The organism is Rossellomorea aquimaris (assembly GCF_020172085.1).
Classification (GTDB): Bacteria; Bacillota; Bacilli; order Bacillales; family Bacillaceae_B; genus Rossellomorea; species Rossellomorea aquimaris_E.
This window is the reverse complement of record NZ_JAIVAT010000003.1, coordinates 277,503-300,872: the sequence shown is the minus strand read 5'-3', so window position 1 is coordinate 300,872 and position 23,370 is coordinate 277,503. Positions and strand designations below refer to the sequence as shown.

Here is a 23,370-nt window from a genome sequence, read left to right as displayed (position 1 = left end):
CTTTGTCCGTAAGGTATATTACTGACAATTCCAATTATTCCAGTTTACTTACAGTAACTCAATGATTTGTTTATAAAAAAAGAAGCTTTTCCTTCGTTGGGGATAAGCTTCTTTCCTTATACTTTATGAATTTCACTACTAATAAAATTAAAAATCCTCACTAATCCTTGTACCTTGATGAAAATACATTTGCCATCTTCCATCTACCCATTTCCAAATCGAACTTCTTAGAGAGTGTTGTTGGGTTTCCTCATTGATAATCTTATATGTCGTCAATACGATTTCTTCAGATAATGGATGTATTTCAAAGTGATCCAGTTTCATCTTAACCAAACCTATCCCTTTATCACTTATCTCTTCATTTTTATAAAGAATTCTCCCTGAACTGCCTATTTCAAAAAATTCATCTGCAAGAATTTGAGCAAGCTCTGTTTTGGATGCCCGAATTTCTGGTTTTAATAAATTTTCTTCAAGGTGTTGCAGGTGTTCTTTTAATGCTTTATTCACCAGTTTCATTTCCTTCTTTCAAATGAATCTCGTACTTATTTAATTACTTTTTGAATTTTCATCGTCTACTACCTATATTACAAAAACTATTTTTCACTTCTGTTCCTAAGTAAAACATCTCTAATTTCACCAATAGAAGACACCATCGCAAATAGAGTGTGCTCCGTCGGTTTCTCTATTCCTCTAAAATTGACCCATATGGCATCCATTCCTACCTCCATGGGCCCAATTACATCATGTGTCCACGAATCACCTATGAATAAGGTCTCTTCAGGTTTTTTATTAAATGCTTCTAAAGCAATATGATAGATCCTGGAATCAGGTTTTCTAAAACCTAATGGTTCTGCATGAAAGATTTTATCTTGGCTGAATATATCTCCTAATCCCATGTTGATTACCTTTTGATGAGGATCATAAAGTCCATTGGTAACAATACCTACCTCATAATGCTTAGTCAGTTCATTCATGAGATTTAGTACATTTTCATTAATAGTTATGAATTTCAGACTTATGTTATGAAAGAGAGATTCGAGTTGTTCGATTGCTTCATTGTTCACCTTCACGTCAAAGTAATCAAACGCGCTTTTCCACCTCTCTATCTTAAATTCGTATGTATTTATTTCCCCGCTAATAAGTTTAGCTATTAAAGATTTTGGAGGTTGTTTTATTTTCTTCAAAAACAGCTGTCCATCCATGCCCCTTGTCACGGGATGTTCTGTAAGAGAGTGTACCAGTCCATCATCAAACCAAGACGAATTTTCTAGTAGAGTGTCATCCAGGTCAAATAATAGCAAACTATATTTATTCATTCATTTATCAACCCTTTTATTAGATTAGAGTGGGATTACACTGTATACTAAAGCTCCTTCTTCAACACAACTTCCCCCCACATCACTTCACCCGTCTTCTCAAACCCCAGACGCTCATATAACCCTATTGCACTCCCATTCTCAGGTTCAGCACTTGTGAATAATTCAATATTCCCGTATGAATGTGTCAGCTGTTCTAAAAGTAATTGGGTCGCTTTTTTTCCAAAGCCTCTTCCCTGATATTTCTGATCAATCATTAACCGGCACATTTCCATCCGGCTGGTTTCAGGGTCAATCCCGTACATGATGAACCCAACCATGTCCTCCCCATGATAAATGGCCAATGGATATTGCTCTTCTAAAAATTGGGACTGCAGCAATGAATAAGCGTTATCTGCCACAAACCCCTTTTGATGATCTGAAACCGATAGTGCTATACACTTCTCCCAATTATCAGCGTTGATCTCCTTTAAAGAGAGTTTCATAGTAACCACCCCTTTTTTCAAATTCCATTTATTCGTCCCATCACCACGGTATCGTAATAATGTCCATCCGATAATAATTTATCTTTCTTCAACATTCCTTCTACTTCAAAGCCATTGTCTTTGTATAGGGCTATGGCCTTTTCATTGGTTTCAAGGACATTCAAGGTGATTTTCTTAATGTCGTTGGCATCTGCCCATCGGATGGTTTCTTTTAATAGATTTTTCCCGATGCCGTGTCCCCAGAATTCTTTTAAAACACATACTCCAAACTCAACTTTATGAGAGAACCGCTTTAATAGTTTCCCTTCACATCTGGAGAAACCTACAATCCTATCACTCACTTCACACACTAAAAAGAGATTCTGGGCACTGTCCGAGTCTTCTTGGATGATTTGTTTGAAACCTTCCTCATCTATGTACGCCTCTCCTCGTTCCCTGTCCATGTATTCCGTTTCTCCATCGACCTGCAAACGGACTTCGGACAGTTTCTGAGCATCATCTGATCTTGCTAATCTTATGGTATAGGTTAGATGACGCTTGTGAAATTCATTCGGATGAATAATGATAGTAACACCTCCATAATAAACTGGTTAAACGGGTTTCCAAGTATTAAACATGGACCGTTCTTGCTTTTCAAACCATTGAAAGAATTCCTCAACATTCTGCACGTTCCATTGAAGTACGGATTGATAGATGTAAATAGAGGGAATATCTTTATTCGCCTTTCTCACAAACTCTTTAATCGTAAGAATAATCCCCCTGTCCCTTTCCGTCAGCACCGAATTCATCGGTTGAACCATATCTCTTGATAACGGTCCACAATAATTCTGATGGAACAGCCACATATCAATTGTCCAATCCTCACTATTTTCATATCGATAAACCAGCTTGAAGTAACAGCCCCCAAATGGTGTGTTGCGATAGTTGCGGTATTTTAATTCCAATACATCGGGATCGCTTGCCACTTCCGTTAACATTTCCAGAACCTGTTCAGGATTTAGTTCTGGAGAAAACGTTTCTATATCGATATCAGGGCTGACCATTAGACCATATGCTGCAGCTCCCACTAAATAGGGATCACCTAGCTTGGACCATCTCTCTATTAGTTTCAACTTTCGTAGAATACATTCTGCTGTTTCTCTTTTTTTTATTTGTCGTTCTAAGACTGTCATTTTCGCGCTCCTGTCTAAAATATTCTTGCACACTTAATTATCCATTAATTTCTAATTCCTAACAATAGTTAACTTCATGAAGTCGCACTCGAATACCTCCCCAGTCCTTTCTTCCACAAAAGTCCCGTAAATAGCGAGATCATAAAAGTCACTAACAACAATCCCACCAGCTGCACCAATGAAATTCCATGAAACAAAGCATACGTTGGAACAGCCGCCACAATACCAACAGGAACAAGGGTATAAAGGAGCCACTTAATCATCGGTGGATACAGATCAACCGGATACTTCCCCATCGTCCATATACTTGAAAACAGAATGAAACCGCCACCTGTTCTTCCGAGCCAAAATGACAAGATGCCGATCCACATTCTGAAGGAGTAGCTGATGATGAGGGAGCAGGATAACAAAAGGACAAACTGAATGAAATGAAGAAGCACGACCTCATCGAAATGAAAAAAGACTGCTCCCGTTATGACGGTGAACCCAAGTAGGATGTCAGTGATTGCCCACACATTGCAGCTGCCGAAGCTCGATAGGAACTGGGCATTTTCCGGTAGTAATAGCGTTTCGTCCAAGTGACCGTCGACGACCTTATCTGGTAAAGCTTCAATGTTCCCCATGACAAAAAGGGAAAAGACACCTGCCACTAATTGGTAGACTCCTAATAACGTGATGATTTCGACATATGTCCATCCTGCCAGTGAATCTGTAAATTGAAACACAATGCGGAGGCCGAATACTCCGCTTGCGAAATAGAAGAGTGTAGAAACTGCCTGTGTAAGAAAATTGATTCGGTAAGGCAGCTGGGTCATGAGCGACGTTCTAAAGAACAGGAATACTAAAGCCAACTTTTTTCTCATTTTTTTAACCTCCAAGAGCAGAATATCGTTTAATGCCTTTTTTATATACAAAGGTACTGAATAGGACCAGAATGCCGATCCAGCCATACTGCAGGGCAAGGCCGGGAATGATAGAGATGCCACTGGTGCCGGTCAGGACTTCAGCCGGGAAGCCCAACATCCCGTAAAAAGGAAGATAGTATAACCATTCACCGAAACCTCCCTGTATAAGAAAAAGTGGAGCTACTTCCCCTCCGATAAAAAAGATGGCCACTTCACCTGCGTTGACCAATGATTGAGTTTTTTCTGTCCAGAAGGCAGCGAGTGTCAACAAATAAAGCCACAGAAAGCGGAGGATGCATGCGTTGAAGACAGTCAGGATAAAAAGACATACCGTTGTGAAAGACGGTGTACTGTCAGGGCTTAGCCAAACCCAAAGAACGATTATCATAGGGATGGAAATCGTATAGGACACCATTTTCACAGCGAGGTTTTCCCCAATGACGACATAATGCAAATGATGGGGCTTCAAAAGCAGATTGGTCAATTCACCGTTGTAAATCTGCATGCCCAACATATGGTGTTCATATGAGACCGTCAGCTGTCGCACGATGACAATCGCTAAATAGTAAATCAGGAATTGACTGGATCCCCACCCTCCAACGACCTGCCCTTTTGCCGTGACCGTTTGCCAAACAAATAACGAAACCAACGGTGTGATCAAATGAGAAAATACGAGCAGGTAGATGAATGACCTCCAGCTAAACACATCCATCGTTTTCCATACCGTATAGCCCTTAAGCAGGCGATAGCCGTTAAAAACAGCGATTCTACTCATTCTTTACACCACCTCAGTTTTATATAGTTGTTGAATCGTATGATCAAAAGGAGGGTGTTCGACGGTCAAGTCAAGGATGGAATAGTCGGATAGTAAGCGGGCGGTCACGGAAGGAACGTTTCGATTCGAAACGCGCATGGTGTACTTCCCATCCTGTGCGTCTATTACCAACTCAGATAATTCGACAGGTAGCACGCTGAACCTTTCAAGGGTAAACACAATCAATTTATAGGGAGTCAATTGATCGACCATATGATTGATATCTCCATCAAAACGTAATATTCCTTTATCGATTACCATCACTCTCTTGCACAGCTGGGTCACATCCTCCATGTAATGAGAGGTCAAGAGGATTGTTGAATTGGTTTCCCGATTATAGTCTTTCAAGAAATGCCGGATGCGTTTTTGGGCATTGGAATCAAGACCGATCGTCGGTTCATCCAGAAATAGTACTTCAGGGTTGTACACCAGGGAAGAGGCTAAGCCACAACGCATTCTTTCTCCCAAAGAAAGAGTTCTAAGCGGCTTTTTATAATAAGGCTCTATCTGTAACCAATCGACGATTCTAGCTAAGTCCCTGGTGAATTCCTGATAATCGATATCATAGATTATCCTCTGCATGTGAAGTGCGTCCAGTGCCGTCAAGTCAGCCGGTGCAAAGAGAGGCTTACTCCCCCGGATCAAGGCAATCTTCTTTAGATAATCATGTTGGCGCTGATGAGGTTGGTATCCAAGAACCTTCACTTCTCCTATGGATGGATGCAGGATGCCGCTGAGCATCTTCAGGGTGGTGCTCTTTCCAGCCCCGTTCGGTCCGATAAAACCTACCATTTCCCCTTTTTGAATCTCGAATGAAAGATCCGTTACCGCACTTACTTCCTTCTTTTCACGTTTGATAAAGCTGGATATGGCCCCTTTAAGTCCGGATTCCCTCACAGGCACCTCATAAATCTTCCCTAAATTCTGGACCTGAAGCATAAGTATCTCTCCTTTTTAATGATTGAAAATTTCAAATATTCACCTTATACTTTAATCGTAGCACTCTGTTGCAAGGTTCGAGGGTTTGGTGAAATAAGCGGGCGTATATTATCGGATAATGGCCACAAAGCCGGAATGAGACTTCCGTGTTTTACATCAATGTTTGAAGGAAGGTAAATATGCGTATTTATAAAGGAATAGACATCACCAGGCCATTTAACTTAAGTGCAGACCTGCTGAGAAAATATGAAACATGGGGATTCATCCCTCATGCCCCAAGAGGCAAAAACAATTATCGCCAATACACGGAGATACATAAACGATTTTTCGAAGCATCTCGTCATATGATGGCTGGATACTCATGGACAGAGGTGGCGAAAATGATGAGGCTCATCGTGGATAAAGAACGTGAAGCCGCCATTATGTTAGCGGTGGAATTTCAGGCAGAACTGGTTAAGAACTATAAAGAAAGCACATTAGTCATACAACAATTGAAATTAACATTAAATGCAAACAATCAACAATTAGCAACAAATGTTCAATTGGAACGACCCGTCACTTATAAAGAAGTGTCCAAGCGAATAAGCCTGCCGATTTCCACATTAAGAGTTTGGGAACAACAAGAACTATTTGAAGCCCACAGAGGAGAAAATAATTACCGGTATTTTAATGGGGCATTACTAAACAGGTTGTTTATTATCAAACTTCTTCGATTATCCGGGATGGGATTCAATCAATGCAGAGAGGTTCTGAATGGCATTGAGACAAGAAACTATCGAGACATCCTTCCCATCCTTGAAAGCCGGATCATGGATATGAGAGAGCAGATGAACAAGGGATTAAAGTCATTGGGGACGCTGAATGAATTGGTGACTTATTTAGAGGAGATACATTATTTTAGTGAATCGTAGGAGTATGGCTTTCTCTGAAGACACAAAAAGCTGGAGATCAGCCTGCGATCCCCAGCTCCTATTTTCTATCCCAATTATCGCTGCGACGGCCACGAACCCTGCATCTTCCTCAACTGCATAATTTGCCCCGTATGATAAGCATCATGAAGCATGATGTCCAGAAGCTTTTCCTCAAGAGAATCTTCTTCAATCTTTGCCTCCGTTGTATGACTGAGCGCATTTCTTAAACCCCGGTGCGCGGTTTCAACACGTTCCACTACTGTTCGCCATGCCTGATCATTCTTTACTTGTTCAGTCAGGTAGAAGGTATCATTTCCGTCAAGAGGATTCGTCCATTCACGGTCTTCCAACTTCGCCGTCAGTCTTTCTTTATAGTAAATCAGGTGATTCACATTTTCCCAAATGGTTTTGGTCGCTTCTCCGTCCGGTTTCCAACAAGCTTGTTCTGCCGTTAGTCCTTCTATTGCAGGTTTGAATGGGGCGTACCAACTTTCCTTGTCGTATGTGGTGTCGAGCATTCTTAAGAGCAGGACTGTTCGGTTCATTTTCATCTTCCTCCCTGATTATGATGGTTTCTATTGATTGTACTTCATCATAAAGCGAAGAACTCCTTCTTTTACCTTTATATAGACCGTTATAAAAAACGCCGAAAATGCTGCACTCTTTATGACACATAAAGTATGCCCAACAGGAAAATAGTAAGAGCATGCGCCGAAAAGGAGAATCCAACATGAAAAAAGCCACCCTCATTACCATCATCCTTGCTCTCTTATTTCCAACAGCATCCTCCGCATCTGTAAAGAACCAGGTTAAAGCTGCCTTTATTAGAAACGGAAATGTGTGGCTCTTACAAAATAACCAAGAAACTCAAATAACAACTTCAGGCAACACCCAATCAAAACCTGAATGGTCGCAAGACGGCTCTTTCCTTGCCTATCAAGTCGATACATCAACTGAAAGGCAGTCTGAGCTGTGGACATACAATCTCAACACCCGTGAAAAGAAGAAAATCTCATATAACGGCCATATACCGAAATGGGCTCCACATAAAAACCATCTGGCCTATGTAAATAATGGAATCCTGGATATTTCAGACCTCAAGCGATTCTACAACATCGCAACCGGGGTCAGTGATTTCACATGGCTTCCGGACGGCAGTGGGTTCCTTCTTTCTTCATCGGGAACCCTTAACCCGGATGGATGGTCCAGCGCTTCTTTATTCATAAAAAAAGTCGGGAATAACTATGAGGATATCGTCCTTTTTGGAGGGGTTGAGCCTTTCTTTACACTCCCACGGGAGATAGGGACCAATGATCAAAACAAACTAATCGCTGTCGATGCCGAGCAGCTGACCTATTCACGGAGCGGCAAGTGGATTTCTTTTGTTGTGTCTCCTACCGCTTCCTGGTCCATGGACAGCAATATGGTGTGTGTGATTGATAAGGACGGAAAGAACTTCGAGGTATTAGACGAGATGATTTTGCAGGTAGGTAAACCGAAGTGGTCGCCATCAACGGATACACTTGCCTACATCGCAGGCGGCGGGAGAATCGTGTTCGGTTTCAAAAACAAGGATCTTAAGGTGAAGGAAATGCCGGTTTCAGGAACCTTTACTCCTCCCGATTTTGCTGACCTTGATTTCGATTGGATAACGGACAAGTCTCTGGTCGTCTCGAGAGTCAAAGAACAGGAGTGGACCAATGACTTTAGTAAGCACCCGCTACCTGTCCTCTACACCTTGAACATCGATTCCCACAAACAAATGAAGGTAACGAGTCCTCCCAAAGGATGGGGAGACTATGCCCCTCAATTCATTCCTTCCATTGACAAGCTCGTTTGGCTGAGGGGAACATCTCTTACTGATAGGAAAAGGGATCTTTGGATCGGGAATACGGATGGAACTGAAGCGGAGGAATGGCTTCGGGATATAGAGGAGATTATATTTTACGAAGGTATTTAATGGACCTTCAATATTTTTCGACAAATAGATCATATTGGGTCCATGTTGGATCATAAATGAAATATCAGGATCATAAGTTTGAATTTCAGATCATAAATCCTGAAAGCGGAGCATAATTAGTCCAAACCGGCTCATATATCAGCACTCTACTTAGGTCGAAATAGATTATTAGTTCCACATTGGACCATGCAACAGTATTTCTTCAAGATTCACACTAATATTTATTTAAACAGAATAGAAAACCAATAAAATCCGGGCACAAGCCCGGATATCTATTTAATTTTTTTAAAAACAATCTCCACTCAATAAAGTCACTCATCAATCTCCAACACAACCACATCGAACAACTCCCCATTCGTATAAAGCACAAACGCCCACTCCCCCCGCTCAGGGATCATAACAGAAGATGGAGCATGAACATCCGCGCCATTATTCTCCCCGCCGAGAGGAATCGTCCAACTCTCACCGTTATTTAATATTGGATGCACGGTCCCCGACTCTCTGTGATAACCAACCACTGTGAGATCTGAGGCTTCCGTGTCCCACAGATGCCACATCCACTTTTGTCCGGACAGGCTTGGCATGTCGGCACCAATGATACCTGACTTGTTTTCATTCCCAATCATGTTAGGTCCAAATGTGGTCGCCTTTCGATCCCAGTTGATCTGGTTAAAATCACTTTCTCGAACGTAGTCAGGGATATCTTCTGGTAACTTGACAAGCCCCCCTTCTTCTTTTTCAGCCACACTTACGACGACATTACCGTAAGCCTTATCGTCAAGGTAGACTTCATACCTCCATATTCCGCTGTAGGGAACCTGAAAATTTGCCGTGAAACGCTGCAGACTTGAATACCCTGGCGAAGGTTTCGTTATTCTTTGAGGGGACAGCACTTCAATGCGCTGACCTGTTTTCTTATGCACCGCTTTAATGGATAGGTCTTTTCCTTTGAATGTGTCAAAAGATTCTTTGAAACTAAAAATGTAGCCATATGGCTTACCGGCATGCAGTTCTGGATCAGGTATGATACTAAATAGGGCTTTATTATTCTCCTTATAATCGTGATGGACTCTCCATGTGTTCGGACTCCCGGTAATCGAACCATTCTGCTTTAGCAACAATTCTGTTGAAACAAAGAAGACTATTAAGCAGATGGCGACAGTCGTCATGCTGAATATGATGAATGGACTTGGGCGTTTTGTCTCCACCGGATTATGAACGGTATGCCGAATCTTATTTTTTTGTAACTCCGTAAAGTGGCGGCCTTCGTGAGTTGTAGAATTCATTGCTCTCTTCAATTCGTTAAGCTTATCCTCCATCTCCGTCCCACCTTTCCATCATATTTTTCAGCTTACTTCTGCCTCTGCTTAGCCTGGTTTTGATCGTATTCCGGTTCAACCCTAACAGCTCTCTTATCTCATCAATGTTGCATTCTTCATAATAATATAGAATAATAACTTCCCGATATTTTACGGGCAAGTCTAGAACGTTCCTTGAAAGAATCTCTTCCTCACTTCGCTTCAACACACTCATTTCAGGTAACGGTTCATTTGATGTAAAACGAGAAAACAGACTTGAATTCATCACCACTCTCTTAAACGCTGAACTCTTCAGAACATCCTTTGCTCGATTAATGACCAGTCGGTATATCCACGCTTTAAATGAAAGAATCTCATCTATTTTTTCATAATGCCTGTAGCAAGTAACAAAAACATCCTGCACGATGTCTTCCGCCAGATTCCAATCTTTCACATAGTTGTAAGCCAATTTCGTTAGCCGTTCCCCATATTCATCCATGATGATCTCTAGCCAGGCATCCCTGCCATCTGAATGGTCTTCATTCTTTACCTTTCTCACACGTTCCTCACCTCATTCCCCGTTTAATGCTAAGACGAATCAATTAGTAGTTGGTTTCATTTTTTTAGAAAAAACTACCTGTATGTGCATTCAACACGCGTAGAAGAGTATCCTTTGATTAATCCAAAAAATAACATATACTTTTTATAGATTACTAAGGAGGAGAAGGTACATGACTATTCACCATAAAATAATCGGAGAAGGCTTTCCCATCGTAATGGTCCATGGATGGACACTGGATCATCAGGCGATGATGAACGCGATGGAACCGAATTTTGAAAAACGTACTGGTTGGAAGAGAATATACATAGACCTCCCTGGAATGGGGCTTTCTGAACCACAACAATCCATCCAGAATTCAGACGATATGTTGGAAGCTGTTCTTGAACTGATGGATGAATTGATCCCAGATCAACCCTTCATCGTTTGCGGATATTCATATGGGGGATATATGGCGAGGGGGACCGTTCAGGCGAGACAAGATTATGCCCGTGGTTTAATGCTGCTCGCCCCCATGGTCATACCCGATTCTGACAAAAGAGAACTGCCGCAGCAGGTTGTATTAAAAAAAGACCCTCATTTACTATCAAACCTCTCTTCACTGGAAGCCGAAGCTTTTGCCTCCATGGGTGTCGTTCAGGGTAAGAAAGAATGGGAAAGGTTCCGGGATGACATACTTATTCCTTCCACTCAAACGAATGAAGAATTCGTGAACAGGATCAGAGAGAATGGATATGGTTTCACCTTCGACCTCTCACATCAACTTGACTACCCGACACTGATTGTTACAGGTCGGCAAGACCATGTAGTCGGATATCAGGATGCGTGGCAATTAATCGAGAACTACCCAAGGGCTACCTTTGCAGTGCTTGATATGGGTGGTCATAATGTGCAGATCGAGCAGGAGGAAGTCTTCAATGCTTTAGTGCATAATTGGTTGGACAAGCTTGAATCTGAAATTTTGTGATAGTCGTAATATCCTTGAATAGAATTATGCAGCGTGTAGAGGGAATCTTCAATTAACGGGCAGTTTAGTGAAAGAGTGCAAATTAATCTTTGTTTAGAAATCGTTTCATTGACGGAATAAAAGGGGGAAATTTTAATGGAATACTTCAAATATCTAAGACAGTATGTGGGTCACAAGCCAATTATTTTACCTGGATCTGTTGTTATTATTGTAAATGAGCAGAATGAGATATTATTACAAAAAAGACACAATGGGAATTGGGGATTGCCCGGTGGTTTAATGGATTTAGGAGAGAGTTTTGAGGAAGTGGCGCAAAGAGAGGTCTTTGAAGAAACAGGATTAGTAGTTGAAAATTTAAAATTACTTAATGTACTCTCTGGTTCGCAATATTACTTAAAAGTCCCAAATGGCGATGAATTATATTCGGCAACAGCCGTTTATTATACTAAAGATGTTACTGGAGATATAAAGATTGATTATAGTGAGTCAAAAGATATGAAGTATTTCGCAACGGATAATTTGCCATATGAATTAACTGAAAATGATAAAGGGTTTATTGAGGAGTATATAAATAGAAAATAAGTTATTGAAGTTTTGAACAAAATTCATTTAAAGGGGCTTTAATGAAATAAATCATCAAAATAAAACAGGTTCAGTGGAATCAGCCACTGAACCTATCTTTTTTGAATCACATTATTTTTATACTACGAATAATTAATACATACAACTAGAAGTTTCAATTCAACACAAGTACGTTTGGCCTTTGATTCCCTTTAAATCCATTCACCCCATCCAATCCCAATTCTCCCTATCCTCCAAATCCATATGCCGCGGAATTCTATCATGCGGCACCTCTCCCTCATCGTCCAAATAATAATGCCTGATAGGCTTCAAGTCATCATCCAATTCATACACAAGCGGGATGCTGTTTGGAATATTGAGGCTCACGATCCCATCATCCGGAATATCGTCAAGGTATTTAACGAGTGCCCGTAGCGTATTCCCATGTGCTGAGATGATGACACGCTGATTGTCCCGGATCGTCGGGACAATCTCTTCATGCCAATAGACGAGAGCCCTTTTTTCAGTATCGAGAAGGCTTTCCGCAAATGGCATATTCGCCTCACCTACAGAAGCGTATTTCGGATCGGAGAGGTTCCCTCGATGCCCTTTTTCTGAAATTTCCGGTGGCCGGATATCGGCAGACCGTCTCCATTCATGGACCTGCTCTTCACCAAACTTCTCTGTCACTTCATCTTTATCCAATCCCTGCAGCCCGCCATAATGCCGCTCGTTTAGTCTCCATGATTTAAGGACTGGGATCCAGACCAGGTCCATTTCGTGCAGCGTGATCCATAATGTTCGAACAGCCCGTTTTAAAACCGATGTATAGGCAACATCGAATCCAAACCCGTGTTTCTTCAGGACGGCTCCCGCTTCCCTTGCCTCGTTATAACCATCATCCGTCAAATCCACATCCGTCCAGCCGGTAAATCGATTCTCAAGATTATATTGGCTCTCGCCATGACGAATCAACACAAGCTTCTTCATCTTTATCACCCCAGGATATTTATTTTTTCAGTATGTGCATGTTGAGTTAGAAATATTGAGTAATTTAGGAAGTATTGTACCAAAATAGAAATAACCAATTTTCGAGAGGAGAATACGTGATGTTTAAACAGAACGCTGGTGAAAAATTAATTGATCTCTTAATCGAATGGGGCGTCGACCATATATACGGCATGCCAGGTGACTCCATCAATTCGATTATCGAGCCACTACGAAAAAGACAGGATAAAATTAAGTTCATTCAAGTCAGGCATGAGGAAGCAGGGGCTCTGGCTGCGGCGGCGTATGCGAAATTAACAGGGAAACTGGGCGTGTGCACGGCGATTGCCGGCCCGGGGGCAATTCATCTTCTGAATGGATTGTATGATGCCAAGCTGGATAGAGCCCCGGTTTTAGCGATTACTGGTCAAGTGGAAACGGACCTTCTCGGGACCGATTCCTTTCAAGAAGTGAACCTCGATAGGATGTTTGACGATGTTGCGGTTTATAATCAGCGCATCATGTCTGCTGAACAGTTACCTGCCGTTGTCAATCAGGCGATCCGGACTGCCTATGCAAAAAAAGGGGTATCCGTGCTGACCATTCCGGATGATATCCCCCGCTTTGAAGTGGGCAAAGAAGCTCGCGTAACGGCCCATTTTGCCGTAAAACAGGATATCTCCCCGCTCCCTGAAGATTTACACAGAGCAAAGGAAATCATCGAAGGGGCGGAACGACCAATTATCCTTGCAGGAAAAGGCGTCCACGGGCATCGGGAGACATTATTAGCTTTTGCTGAAAAGGTCGGGGCCCCCATCGTATTGACCTTGCCTGGAAAAGGCGTCATCCCTGATAAGCATCCATTTTGTTTAGGAGGTCTAGGTCTGATCGGGACAAAGCCTTCGTATGAAGCCATGCAGGAAGCAGATATGCTCATGATGATCGGAACCTCATTCCCGTTCACAGGATTTCTGCCGGACAAAGCGAAGACCATTCAGATTGACATCGATCCTACCCAAATTGGGAAACGTTACCCGGTTGATGTCGGTCTAGCAGGAGATGCAGCCACCTCCCTTAAATGGTTGACTGAGCATATCTCGCGAAATGAAAATCGAGAATTCCTGGAGAAGAATCAGGAAAGGACGAGCAAATGGTGGGACACGCTGGAGGCACAAGAAGAGAATGGTTCAGTTCCACTCAAGCCTCAGCGACTGATCCATGCCCTCAAGGAAGTGGCGTCAGATGACGCCATCCTGTCTGTGGATGTTGGTAATGTAACGGTGTGGATGGCACGTCATTTCCCAATCACCAATCAGTCCTTTATCATTTCGAGCTGGCTCGCAACCCTTGGCTGTGGTCTGCCGGGAGCTCTTGCCGGTCAAATCGCCTATCCCGATCGACAGGTGTTCGCGATTTGCGGAGACGGCGGATTCGCCATGACGATGGCAGACTTCGTAACGGCAGTCAAATATGACTTACCCATCATCGTCGTGGTCCTAAACAACCATAAAATCGCCATGATCAAATTCGAACAGGAAGTGATGGGGAATATTGAATTCGGTACAAACCTTCAGAACCCTGACTTCGCCAAATATGCAGAAGCCTGCGGTGGAGTCGGATATCGAGTTGAACGCCCAGAAGACATCCTGCCATCACTGCAAAAAGCCATCCAACAAAAGAAACCATGCATCATCGACGTCGTCGTCGATGCCAACGAAGCACCAATGCCGGCCAAAATCCAGTTCTCCCAAGCCGCCGGCTACACCAAACACATGCTAAAACAACTATTCGAAGAAGGAAAATTTGACCTTCCACCGTTGTAAAAGAAGAGGGACGGACCTTCAAATGCAAGGTCCGTCCCTTTAACTTTTTGAGAAACAAGGTCCGTCCCTCAAAAATTATTCCTTCACAACCGGAGCAATCCGATCAATCCTATTTGTCCAAATCCAACCTGTATACCCTTCTGGAATTCGCTCAAGATCTGACTCTTCATCAAACCCTTCGGACCAATTCCCGTCTCCAGCTACAAGGATCACCCTCGTATTGACCTCTTCCATTCGATTTACGAACTTAGTTGGAAATCCCCAGAGGTAATGAGCATACTTTTCCGGTATATGAATTTGCGTGTTTTTACAAGCGTCAGGTATGTAGCCGGTCCAGCTTATTGCTTCGTAGGACAGAACACAGCTTTTGAGTGTTTCTTTGGACATTGCACGCAAGCCAGGCATCTTCTCTTTTAGAGTTTTGATTGGTTCATCCCCGCCGTACACAGATAAATCGTCCATCCTTGTCTTTGAGTAACGGGAAAGGTACTCTGCCAATTGTGTTCCTTCCACAGGGTCATTACTCTTAATGTGGATGAGGAATTCTTTATTCGGGAAGTGTGTTAAGACTTCGTTTAAGGTAGGCATCTTTCCTACCCCTTTCCCTCGAAAAGGATACGTCTTTCCATTGTCAGCCGTATAGCCATATCCGACATCTAACTTTCTAAGCTCATCCATCGTATAATCTCTCGTTTTCCCAGTGCCATCGGTTCTGCAATCCAGGGTCCAGTCGTGGAAAATGGCAAATTCCCCATCTTTCGTAGGTTGAATATCAATCTCGACTAGATCTGCCCCCTCTTTGAAGGCTGCTTCCATCGAAGGAATCGTGTTTTCCAAGTATGGATGTTCAGGTTCATGGATGATTTCAGCCGTACACGTATCCCCTGTTACGCCTTCCATTGGAAACGTTTGAGCCAATCCCCGATGAGCCAGAAGCAACGGATCCCCTACTCCTTCCTTTGTAAACAAAGAACTATTGTTAAGAAAAACAAAAATGGACAACGCTAGGAAAAACAGAATCGTACGTTTCAAACCTTTTTTCATTTGTTCCCCACCTATCACCACATCTAGTAAAACGATGAAAATACTACTCTAAATCAGTTTACCATTTCCCATAAAGTAAGGCGTAATCCATTTAAGGAACTACGCCTTTTATACCTTCATGAATTAATCCAATATCTCAACATACCCATCTGTTCCATGCAACCGGATCCTTTGGCCGTCCTGGATCCTCTCTGTAGCACGTTCAACACCTACAACAGCCGGCAGTCCATATTCCCGTGCAATCACTGCTCCATGAGTCATCAGTCCGCCAACCTCTGTGACTAATCCTTTGATGGATACAAATAAGGGTGTCCAGCTTGGGTCGGTAAACCTGGTAACGAGTATATCTCCCTCTTCCAGATTGGCGTCTTCCATGTTGACAATCACACGTGCCCGCCCCTCTATTACACCAGATGAAACAGCCAGGCCGGCGATGGCATCTGCCGGTAAATCCTTCCGCTTATATTCACCGGTGATGATTTCTCCGTCAGACGTGATCACCCGAGGTGGAGTGAGCTTTTCATAAAAGTGGTACTCTTCTTTTCGCTTACAAATGAGAGCATCTTCCGGTTCAAGCGTTCTCACTAAGTGCTGCAATTCCTCAAATGTAAAATAGAAAATGTCTTCTTTTTCTTGAAGAATATTCTGTTCGATAAGCTGTTCAGCTTCTTTTAATAATGCCTGCTTATAAACGAAGTAGCGGTGAATCATGCCGTATTTCGGATATTCCCTGTACCCGCTGAAATGTCGGATGATATCGATCCTGCGTTTCGTCTCTTTTACCTTTTGTTCGCCATCTGGTGATAAGCTTAATCGCTCCAGTAATTCTTGTTCTTTTTCGAACGCTTCCTGCCGCCCTTGCTCAAATTTACGCTTGCTTTCCTGCGGCTCAAACTGTTCGATGTTCCTGAGGATCATGGGGACAATGGTTGTTGGCTTTTCGCTCCAACGTATTCTCGAAATATCGATTTCTCCACTGCATCTCATCCCGTATTTCGTGAGAAAGTCTTCGATGGCTTTCCGGGCTTCCTGTCCACCGTCGATATTCACCAATTCATCCAGGAAAGTGTCCTCTTTTACCTGACGCAAGTAATCGATTACTTCTTTGTGTGGCCTTATCACATCGGCGACGTCCATCAATGCCAAGCCCATTTCGGAAGTGATGTTATTCGGGACCGATTGAGACAGGGTATCTGCCACATTTTTTTCTCCCAACCACTTGGACATATGGTCATTGATCCAGAATAAAGCATCCATCGCGGCCATGATCACTTGAGAACTTTGCGGATCAAATAGAATCCTCTTTAATTCCTTCATATCCTCTAAGATGAAATCGATTAACTCGGATCCTGTTTTCGTATGGATGGTTTGTTTCAACTCTTCGATCGAGGACTCAGTTTTCTTCATTAATTCAGCAACGATTGCAGGATCGGGGTCAATTGGATCGACTCCACCTTTCCCCTGTGATGGGATTCCTTCACCCTCGACTGTTTGGATGAAACCTTCCCGCTCTACAATTTTTGTGAGAGCATTTTTTATAAGCGGTTCAGATTTGCCCATTAGATCAATGAATGATTGTCTGATTGCCGGGGATGACAATCGAGGTGTGCAATCAACAAACAACCGTCCACCGGCTACTTTCATCGGTGCAGGGGTCGTTAACAGGAAAAAGGACAACCCCAGCGGCTTCATGGCATCCGTCATCATTTGCTGATGCCCGACAGAAAGATACACACGATTCTCTTCATCCGCCGCTTCCGGAATCGGGAATAAGGTCGTAATTGGCCGGCTTTGGACAATATAAAAAGTATCATCCTCTAGACACCACTCAATATCTTGTGGAGAGCCAAATTGTGCTTCGATCTTTCTTCCAAGGCGTGACAATTCTATAATCTGTTCATCCGTAAGGACTGTGTCTTTCTGCTGATCAGGATGAATGGACTGCGTCACCGTCCCTCCACCACTTCGTCCATAGATAGCCAATTTCTTCGTTGGAATCTTTTTATCTATAATCATTCCGTCCTGTACTTTATAGGAGTCTGCTGAAACCAAACCGGAGACCAAGGCTTCACCAAGCCCGAAGCCTGCGTCGATGGATACGACCTTCCGATTAGAATTCATTGGGTCAGCCGTAAAAAGAATGCCTGAAACCTGTGGGGATACCATCCTCTGAACGATAACGGCAATGTGAACTTGACTGTGACTAAACCCATTTTGCATACGGTAAATCACTGCACGATCTGTAAATAGGGAGGCCCAACATTTGCGGATATGCTCCAGAATGGCTTCTTTGCCGATGATATTGAGGTACGTATCCTGCTGCCCGGCAAAAGAGGCATGTGGCAAGTCCTCAGCCGTGGCACTGGAACGAATGGCATATGCATGCTCCTCTCCAAACTGGAAGAGATAGTAAGTCACAGCTTCGACCACTTCGGGAGGAATCGTTACACCAAGAATGATTTCCCCAATCTCCTTACTGATTTCCCCAACTTGATTCCTGTCTTCCGGTGTAAGCTTGGATAACCGAGCAAGCAAAGTGTGATACGTTTCATTTTGTTCAACCGATCTTTGAAATCCAATTGTCGTCACACTGAATCCGTCCGGCACCAGTACCCCTTCAATCTTCGATAATGCACCGAGGTTCACCCCTTTTCCACCTACAAGCGAAAGCTGGGATTGTTCCATTTCCTGAAAGCTGAGAACCAATGAACTCATACTGCCACTCCCCCTATCCATGAATGTTATTTGATTTTAGCAGGAGGGTAGTGAAAGAAACAGTCTGTAATACATTTTTTCAGCGTGGTATAATGAAAGTAGGAAGAGAAGTTTGGTTTGTAGATAACAACGAATAAAATGGATACATATGAAAAAGCTCAGAGGTGTTTGCTCTGAGCTTTTTTCATTCATTTACTCTTATCAAATTCATATGTTCACTTACCTAAAAATTTATGCTTCCTTAAAACTCATATAACGCTTTTTTCTCCCCACAACGTAATAAACCAAATATCCCAAAACATTAAACAAAGCAAACACCACTATCCACCCAATGTTTAATCGCCTATGATGATAAGCATTAATGGTTGCCCAAATCGTGAACAACGTGATATAAATCGCCATTCCCGAGAACAAAATGATCGACAACCAGTCTCCTATATGTCTTGTTTCCATTTGGATATACCACTGCTTTCCATCCCCGTTTCCGTATGGAAAGAAATCTGCTTGTAACCATTCAGGATTCCACACTTTCTGTTCAAAACGGTAATCGGGCTTTGCGTCTCTCACATAATCAAAAATCATATTATTATTCTTCACACTACTAACATCATAAATCTCAACACTTGCGATTTGATCCGTCATTTCAATTAAACTATTTATTTTCATTTTCATCTCATCCGTGAGACTTGTCTTATTTTCTAAAACATAAGCGACCTGGGTAGCGATTTCAGCATTTTCCAAAGCATTTTCTTCTTGGATCGACCATACATATCCGAATGCCGAAATGGTAAAAAGAAGTACTGCCAGTGCAAGATAAAGGACCCATTTAGCAAACGTTTTTTGAGCCTTAAAGAGCTGCCCTACAATCGACCGCATCTCCTGCTCTCCACCGAAACGGTCAATAGCCATGTCAACAGCTTCTTGCTCAAGCATACCTTCCGCTTTAAGTTCATGAACGGCCTCTATTAAGTGACTTTTCATCTCAGCTTTTAATTCCTGAATTTCTTTTCGATTACCCCCGATATTCTCATAAACAGAATCTACATATGCATCAATCTGTCTCAAGATATCTCTCCCCCTTCGATAAAGGTATCAATCATTTTCTTTACGAATTGCCACTCCCTGCGCTTATCTTCAAAACCTTCTTTGCCGATTGGAGTGAGAGTGTAATATTTTCTTCTTCCCCCAGGTCCCCGTTCATCACCCCAGTAAGAAGAGATCCACTGGTTTTTTTCCAACCTTTTCAAGGATAAATAAAGCGTACCTTCTTTTAGCTCGAATTGATCTTCGCTTTTTTCGCGAACCGTTTTTGCTAATTCATATCCATACATATCACGGCTATTCAAGAGCGAGAGAATCAATGTATCGATATGTCCTTTTAAGACCTCTTTATTAATTTCCAAATTTTGCACCCCCTTACATATTTATAATATACATTACCTTATAATGCAAGGTATTCATTTATATAAAAATCATCCTTCAGTAAGAGGATGATTTTTATAAAGGCACTCATTTAGACTAACTCTACACCTCACTTAACAAGCGATGCTCTAAGATTCACACCATACTCCATGTATCCCTTCAAGCATGTTAGCATATACACCCAGCCTTCTTTATTGTCTACTAACTGGCTGATCAAATTTTCATTGTTCTCGTCGAATCCCTTTTCTTTCACTCCAACGATCGTGCTGCCATTTTCTTCTTGAATAAAGGTTATGGTCACTTTATGGTTTCCTGCCCATTCGAAAACGATCTTCTTTTGTTCTTGGATTTCTAATATATGTATATCACCTTGTGCGTCATACTCCTCATATCTCAAAGTAACCGTCTTTCCTTCCTCCCACCGTTCAGAGCTTGAAGAAAACCAGAACCCCCCTATCTTTTCAGGATCAACAAATGCCTCGAAAATTTCATGTGCCGGCTTTTGAATTTTCATTTGAGAGATAGTATTCATTCGTCATCCACTCGCTTTCATTTTTATACTCACAATATTATTTATCACTCATTATACCTTAGGCTCTTCCATTCGAAATCCATTGATTTACAAATTCTAAAGAAGGTATATTCATTAAATTTGAGATCAACAGAAGATCAGTGGAATCACCTGAATGTTTAGTAGGTTTGAGAGGAAAGTTAACTAAGGCAATGAAGAATAAATCGAAGTATTTCGGAAAGGATTTTTAATATAAAAAGGGTGTCTGGCTCTTTATGCTGAGGTTCAGACACCTTTACACTGTTTACTTAAGTTTGTTCTCCAACATTCTCATATGCTCGGGAGCCAGTTTTAGTAGCATAAATTCATCATTTTGAATTTGCTTCATAATCTCTCTGCTTTCATTCATAGTCAAATCATACAAGCTATCAGAAATCATGCCTTTTGTATGCGCCTGCTCCAGCTCATTCTCGTCCAATAGATAGACCTCACCTGATGGCAGCACTACAACATCCAAATAGAGATCATCCATCCATGGAACATCATCCTCCACTCCATTTTCCAGGCAAATATCGATGTACCATTGCACAACCTCTCCATTTGCATCAAACATGGTAGTAACGGAATGATGTTTCCCAACAGGGAACTGCTGAAGCCACATATACCCATTATCAACGATGCATATTTCTTTATCTCCGTATCGGGCGATTAATGGTTCGTTCACTTTCATTGTATTCAACAGAGTAATGTATCCATGGTATTCCTTCGTATTAAGATTGGTTTGAGCGTATTTCCTTTGGTTTACTCTCTTCCAATCGGCACGGTTTCCGTACTTTCTTTTAAGCATGTAAGAACCCCTTCAATTAATTTTCAGCCAATCCCAATAGGTCAGCAACAATTTCAGCGCTCCCAGGTGTAAACATAAAAATAGATAACCCAATCAATGCAGCACCCATTACACCATAAAGAAATACCCTAGGCTTAAAAATGGAGCCCTGCTTAAACGCCTGCAAACCTGCCCTTAAAATAAGAAAAAAACCTAAAAATAGAATAGCAAAATAATAAACTCCCACTAGATCACCCCGTTCAATTTTTTAAACGACTAAAAAGAAATGGCCACAGTCATACTCATTTAATTTCAAGATGTATTTGTAGTTTTCATGCCATTGTCCATTCTCCAGATCCGTATGCAATTGATCCAGGCACCTCTTAACTTCCTCTCCTTTCGCAAGAGGAGAAGTGCCGCGTTGAAAATCCTTGTCTAAGTATAGTTCAGGTTTTCTCCAGCCAGTAAAGAAAAACTGATCCATCAAATCATAAGGCAGTGGATAAGGAACGATATCAACTGGACGTTCCACCTGCTCTTTAAGCAATTTAGCTAACTCCTTCACTGGAGGATGAATCTTATATGCATTTTTTAGAATTGGACCAAAATAATCAAACAGCCAGCATTCCTCTTCGCATAATCTAGGATCTAGAGTCAAAATTACAATTTTACCATCTTCCTTTAACACTCTTTTCATCTCACGAAAACAAAGGGATAAATCTTGAAAATGGTGAGAAGCAAGCGTGCAAATAATCCCGTCTACAGACTTATCTTCTAAAGGGATCCTCTCTGCAAACCCTTCTTTCCAAGTCATATTTATGTGTTGCTTGCCTTGATTTCTCATGATTTCAGATGGTTCAAGAGCGATAACCTTATAGCCTTTATGTGCAAGTTCACAGCTGTAATTTCCAGTACCCGCACCAATATCTAAAACGGTTGCATGTGGTTGTAGCATAAGTTGTTGAAGTATCTTTTCAGTGATGCGTGGATCAGCTTTTCTGGTTGTGTTATAAGTCTTTCCTATTTGATTGTATATAGGCATTCACTCTTCACTCCTCTTTAGCAAATATCAATTTCCCAGGAACCAAACCACACTGAAAACCACCATAAGGCTCCCCCACACCACACTCGAGAATAATAATGTTTTTCCTTTTTTATATCGTTTAAAAATGGTCAATCCAATCAATTCAACCGTAACGGCTATTACAAACAAAATACACAGCAACACGAAATGATTCAATGATATTCTCCTTCACACTCATTTCCTTTGCTGAATGACTGATTTAAAAGATTGTCATCGATTCTGACGACACTCCTTAATCATTTCAATATACTGCGTATCCCCTAATCCATACTCTTTAAAATTCTCGATCAAAAGAGACACGAGCTCCTCTGCCGGGACGTCATGATGTCTCTGAATATACAGCATAAGATCGCTATCCTTCTCCAGATAATTCAAATATCGTTCAATCCCTTTAGATAAAGGAGTCAGACCAACATCCTCAGGCAACGTTTTATTGATCATCACTTGTTTGTAAAGTGCGGCATATCCTTTTGCCTCTAAGCTGTAGTCACCTACAGGCTGATACTGATGATCGACAAGATGGAGATCAATCTCACCCTTATAATTTCTTTTGTCCAACCAGGCGAGTATCGTCAGAAGGTTCATTTGACAGAACATATCTTCATCAAACCACAAGGCTATTCGTTCAACGCTTCCTTTAAAAAGGGGCTGCAACGGTTTTAAAGTGATCTCAGCATATTGAGCCGGTGTTACATGATGAACCATTGCGCGCATCTCAATAAACGCCTCGGAAAATATGTCTTCACAGGTTTCCCCATAACACATGGCTTCGTTAAAGGGAGTCATCGTTTCTGGTTCAAGAAGCTGTGTATTTTCGAAGTTCTTATACATCTCTGTTCCATTTAGAATATGTACCGTTTTTGTTTGAATCATATGGAAACCTCCAGTGCACAAAATCTAAAATTAACCTAAATTCTTCACAAATAAAACCCTATCTTGATCGAGACCATCATAATCGGAAAAGACAGGTACGCAGTTGACTCCTTTGTCACCTTTCTCCATTTCAAATCCCATCTTGGTGTGATAAGCAATCGATACCATATTTACTGGTGAAGTCACGACCCGGACATC

Annotated in this window: 27 protein-coding genes and 1 pseudogene; 5 read left to right on the top strand and 23 right to left on the bottom strand. The window is 41.9% G+C overall.

Annotated features, from left to right (window positions below; genetic code table 11):
- Positions 1 to 147: 147 nt before the first annotated feature.
- From LCL96_RS02200 to LCL96_RS02165, 8 genes are all read right to left on the bottom strand, one after another.
- Positions 148 to 516 carry a DUF4440 domain-containing protein gene (locus LCL96_RS02200; protein ID WP_224939854.1) on the bottom strand — a complete coding sequence of 123 codons (369 nt, stop codon included), beginning with the start codon at positions 514 to 516 and terminating at the stop codon, positions 148 to 150.
- Between the two features lie 77 nt (positions 517 to 593).
- A complete protein-coding gene (locus LCL96_RS02195) occupies positions 594 to 1,316 on the bottom strand; it encodes an HAD family hydrolase (protein WP_224939853.1) in 723 nt (240 codons plus the stop codon).
- A 47-nt stretch (positions 1,317 to 1,363) separates the two neighbouring features.
- On the bottom strand, positions 1,364 to 1,801 hold the full coding sequence (locus LCL96_RS02190) for a GNAT family N-acetyltransferase (RefSeq protein ID WP_224939852.1): 438 nt from the start codon (positions 1,799 to 1,801) through the stop codon (positions 1,364 to 1,366).
- 17 nt (positions 1,802 to 1,818) lie between these two features.
- Positions 1,819 to 2,367, bottom strand: coding sequence for a GNAT family N-acetyltransferase (locus LCL96_RS02185; protein WP_224941262.1), 549 nt, complete (start codon positions 2,365 to 2,367; stop codon positions 1,819 to 1,821).
- A gap of 24 nt (positions 2,368 to 2,391) precedes the next feature.
- Positions 2,392 to 2,973: a hypothetical protein gene (locus LCL96_RS02180; protein ID WP_224939851.1), complete on the bottom strand. Its 582-nt coding sequence runs from the start codon at positions 2,971 to 2,973 to the stop codon at positions 2,392 to 2,394.
- Positions 2,974 to 3,047: 74 nt separating this feature from the next.
- Positions 3,048 to 3,836, bottom strand: a complete 789-nt coding sequence (locus LCL96_RS02175) for an ABC transporter permease (protein ID WP_224939850.1) — start codon at positions 3,834 to 3,836, stop codon at positions 3,048 to 3,050.
- Between the two features lie 4 nt (positions 3,837 to 3,840).
- Positions 3,841 to 4,653, bottom strand: coding sequence for an ABC transporter permease (locus tag LCL96_RS02170; protein ID WP_224939849.1), 813 nt, complete (start codon positions 4,651 to 4,653; stop codon positions 3,841 to 3,843).
- Between the two features lie 3 nt (positions 4,654 to 4,656).
- The gene (locus LCL96_RS02165; protein ID WP_224939848.1) at positions 4,657 to 5,631 is read right to left on the bottom strand and encodes an ATP-binding cassette domain-containing protein; all 975 of its coding nucleotides are present in this window, start codon (positions 5,629 to 5,631) and stop codon (positions 4,657 to 4,659) included.
- A gap of 179 nt (positions 5,632 to 5,810) precedes the next feature.
- Between LCL96_RS02165 and LCL96_RS02160 the strand changes: the two genes are divergently transcribed.
- Entirely contained in the window at positions 5,811 to 6,542 is a 732-nt protein-coding gene (locus LCL96_RS02160; protein WP_224939847.1) for a MerR family transcriptional regulator, read from the top strand.
- Positions 6,543 to 6,616: 74 nt separating this feature from the next.
- Here LCL96_RS02160 and LCL96_RS02155 read toward each other — a convergent pair whose 3' ends face one another.
- Positions 6,617 to 7,087, bottom strand: a complete 471-nt coding sequence (locus LCL96_RS02155) for a DinB family protein (RefSeq protein ID WP_224939846.1) — start codon at positions 7,085 to 7,087, stop codon at positions 6,617 to 6,619.
- 185 nt (positions 7,088 to 7,272) lie between these two features.
- On the opposite strand from LCL96_RS02155, the gene LCL96_RS02150 reads away from it, so the two are divergent.
- On the top strand, positions 7,273 to 8,502 hold the full coding sequence (locus LCL96_RS02150) for a TolB family protein (RefSeq protein WP_224939845.1): 1,230 nt from the start codon (positions 7,273 to 7,275) through the stop codon (positions 8,500 to 8,502).
- Between the two features lie 311 nt (positions 8,503 to 8,813).
- Here LCL96_RS02150 and LCL96_RS02145 read toward each other — a convergent pair whose 3' ends face one another.
- A complete protein-coding gene (locus LCL96_RS02145) occupies positions 8,814 to 9,821 on the bottom strand; it encodes a hypothetical protein (RefSeq protein ID WP_224939844.1) in 1,008 nt (335 codons plus the stop codon).
- On the bottom strand, positions 9,811 to 10,359 hold the full coding sequence (locus LCL96_RS02140; RefSeq protein ID WP_224939843.1) for a sigma-70 family RNA polymerase sigma factor: 549 nt from the start codon (positions 10,357 to 10,359) through the stop codon (positions 9,811 to 9,813). The genes LCL96_RS02145 and LCL96_RS02140 overlap by 11 nt, the downstream gene beginning before the upstream one ends.
- Before the next feature lie 172 nt (positions 10,360 to 10,531).
- Here LCL96_RS02140 and LCL96_RS02135 point away from each other — a divergent pair, with 172 nt between their 5' ends.
- Both LCL96_RS02135 and LCL96_RS02130 read left to right on the top strand, forming a co-directional pair.
- On the top strand, positions 10,532 to 11,326 hold the full coding sequence (locus LCL96_RS02135; protein WP_224939842.1) for an alpha/beta fold hydrolase: 795 nt from the start codon (positions 10,532 to 10,534) through the stop codon (positions 11,324 to 11,326).
- Positions 11,327 to 11,461: 135 nt separating this feature from the next.
- Positions 11,462 to 11,908, top strand: coding sequence for an NUDIX hydrolase (locus LCL96_RS02130; protein ID WP_224939841.1), 447 nt, complete (start codon positions 11,462 to 11,464; stop codon positions 11,906 to 11,908).
- A gap of 201 nt (positions 11,909 to 12,109) precedes the next feature.
- Here the strand turns inward: LCL96_RS02130 and gpmA are convergent, their stop codons facing one another.
- The gene (gpmA, locus tag LCL96_RS02125; RefSeq protein ID WP_224939840.1) at positions 12,110 to 12,877 is read right to left on the bottom strand and encodes a 2,3-diphosphoglycerate-dependent phosphoglycerate mutase; all 768 of its coding nucleotides are present in this window, start codon (positions 12,875 to 12,877) and stop codon (positions 12,110 to 12,112) included.
- 119 nt (positions 12,878 to 12,996) lie between these two features.
- Between gpmA and LCL96_RS02120 the strand changes: the two genes are divergently transcribed.
- Positions 12,997 to 14,697, top strand: coding sequence for a pyruvate oxidase (locus LCL96_RS02120; RefSeq protein ID WP_224939839.1), 1,701 nt, complete (start codon positions 12,997 to 12,999; stop codon positions 14,695 to 14,697).
- A 75-nt stretch (positions 14,698 to 14,772) separates the two neighbouring features.
- On the opposite strand, the gene LCL96_RS02115 is transcribed toward LCL96_RS02120, so the two are convergent.
- From LCL96_RS02115 to LCL96_RS02065, 11 genes and pseudogenes are all read right to left on the bottom strand, one after another.
- Complete coding sequence (locus tag LCL96_RS02115) at positions 14,773 to 15,741, bottom strand: glycerophosphodiester phosphodiesterase family protein (protein ID WP_224939838.1); 969 nt, start codon at positions 15,739 to 15,741, stop codon at positions 14,773 to 14,775.
- Between the two features lie 123 nt (positions 15,742 to 15,864).
- The gene (gene ppsA, locus LCL96_RS02110; RefSeq protein WP_224939837.1) at positions 15,865 to 18,456 is read right to left on the bottom strand and encodes a phosphoenolpyruvate synthase; all 2,592 of its coding nucleotides are present in this window, start codon (positions 18,454 to 18,456) and stop codon (positions 15,865 to 15,867) included.
- A 231-nt stretch (positions 18,457 to 18,687) separates the two neighbouring features.
- Positions 18,688 to 19,521, bottom strand: coding sequence for a permease prefix domain 1-containing protein (locus LCL96_RS02105; protein ID WP_224939836.1), 834 nt, complete (start codon positions 19,519 to 19,521; stop codon positions 18,688 to 18,690).
- Positions 19,518 to 19,859 carry a PadR family transcriptional regulator gene (locus LCL96_RS02100; protein ID WP_224939835.1) on the bottom strand — a complete coding sequence of 114 codons (342 nt, stop codon included), beginning with the start codon at positions 19,857 to 19,859 and terminating at the stop codon, positions 19,518 to 19,520. Before LCL96_RS02100 ends, LCL96_RS02105 begins: the two co-directional genes overlap by 4 nt.
- Before the next feature lie 128 nt (positions 19,860 to 19,987).
- Positions 19,988 to 20,410: an SRPBCC family protein gene (locus LCL96_RS02095; RefSeq protein ID WP_224939834.1), complete on the bottom strand. Its 423-nt coding sequence runs from the start codon at positions 20,408 to 20,410 to the stop codon at positions 19,988 to 19,990.
- A 283-nt stretch (positions 20,411 to 20,693) separates the two neighbouring features.
- Entirely contained in the window at positions 20,694 to 21,236 is a 543-nt protein-coding gene (locus LCL96_RS02090) for a DUF402 domain-containing protein (protein ID WP_224939833.1), read from the bottom strand.
- Positions 21,237 to 21,252: 16 nt separating this feature from the next.
- On the bottom strand, positions 21,253 to 21,462 hold the full coding sequence (locus LCL96_RS02085) for a hypothetical protein (RefSeq protein ID WP_224939832.1): 210 nt from the start codon (positions 21,460 to 21,462) through the stop codon (positions 21,253 to 21,255).
- Between the two features lie 21 nt (positions 21,463 to 21,483).
- The gene (locus LCL96_RS02080) at positions 21,484 to 22,257 is read right to left on the bottom strand and encodes a class I SAM-dependent methyltransferase (RefSeq protein WP_224939831.1); all 774 of its coding nucleotides are present in this window, start codon (positions 22,255 to 22,257) and stop codon (positions 21,484 to 21,486) included.
- A gap of 27 nt (positions 22,258 to 22,284) precedes the next feature.
- Positions 22,285 to 22,455 (bottom strand): hypothetical protein, encoded by a 171-nt coding sequence (locus LCL96_RS02075; protein WP_224939830.1) that lies wholly within the window; start codon positions 22,453 to 22,455, stop codon positions 22,285 to 22,287.
- 54 nt (positions 22,456 to 22,509) lie between these two features.
- The gene (locus LCL96_RS02070; RefSeq protein WP_224939829.1) at positions 22,510 to 23,172 is read right to left on the bottom strand and encodes an AraC family transcriptional regulator; all 663 of its coding nucleotides are present in this window, start codon (positions 23,170 to 23,172) and stop codon (positions 22,510 to 22,512) included.
- 30 nt (positions 23,173 to 23,202) lie between these two features.
- Positions 23,203 to 23,367: pseudogene (locus LCL96_RS02065) on the bottom strand (GNAT family N-acetyltransferase); the annotation flags it as partial.
- Positions 23,368 to 23,370: the final 3 nt, after the last annotated feature.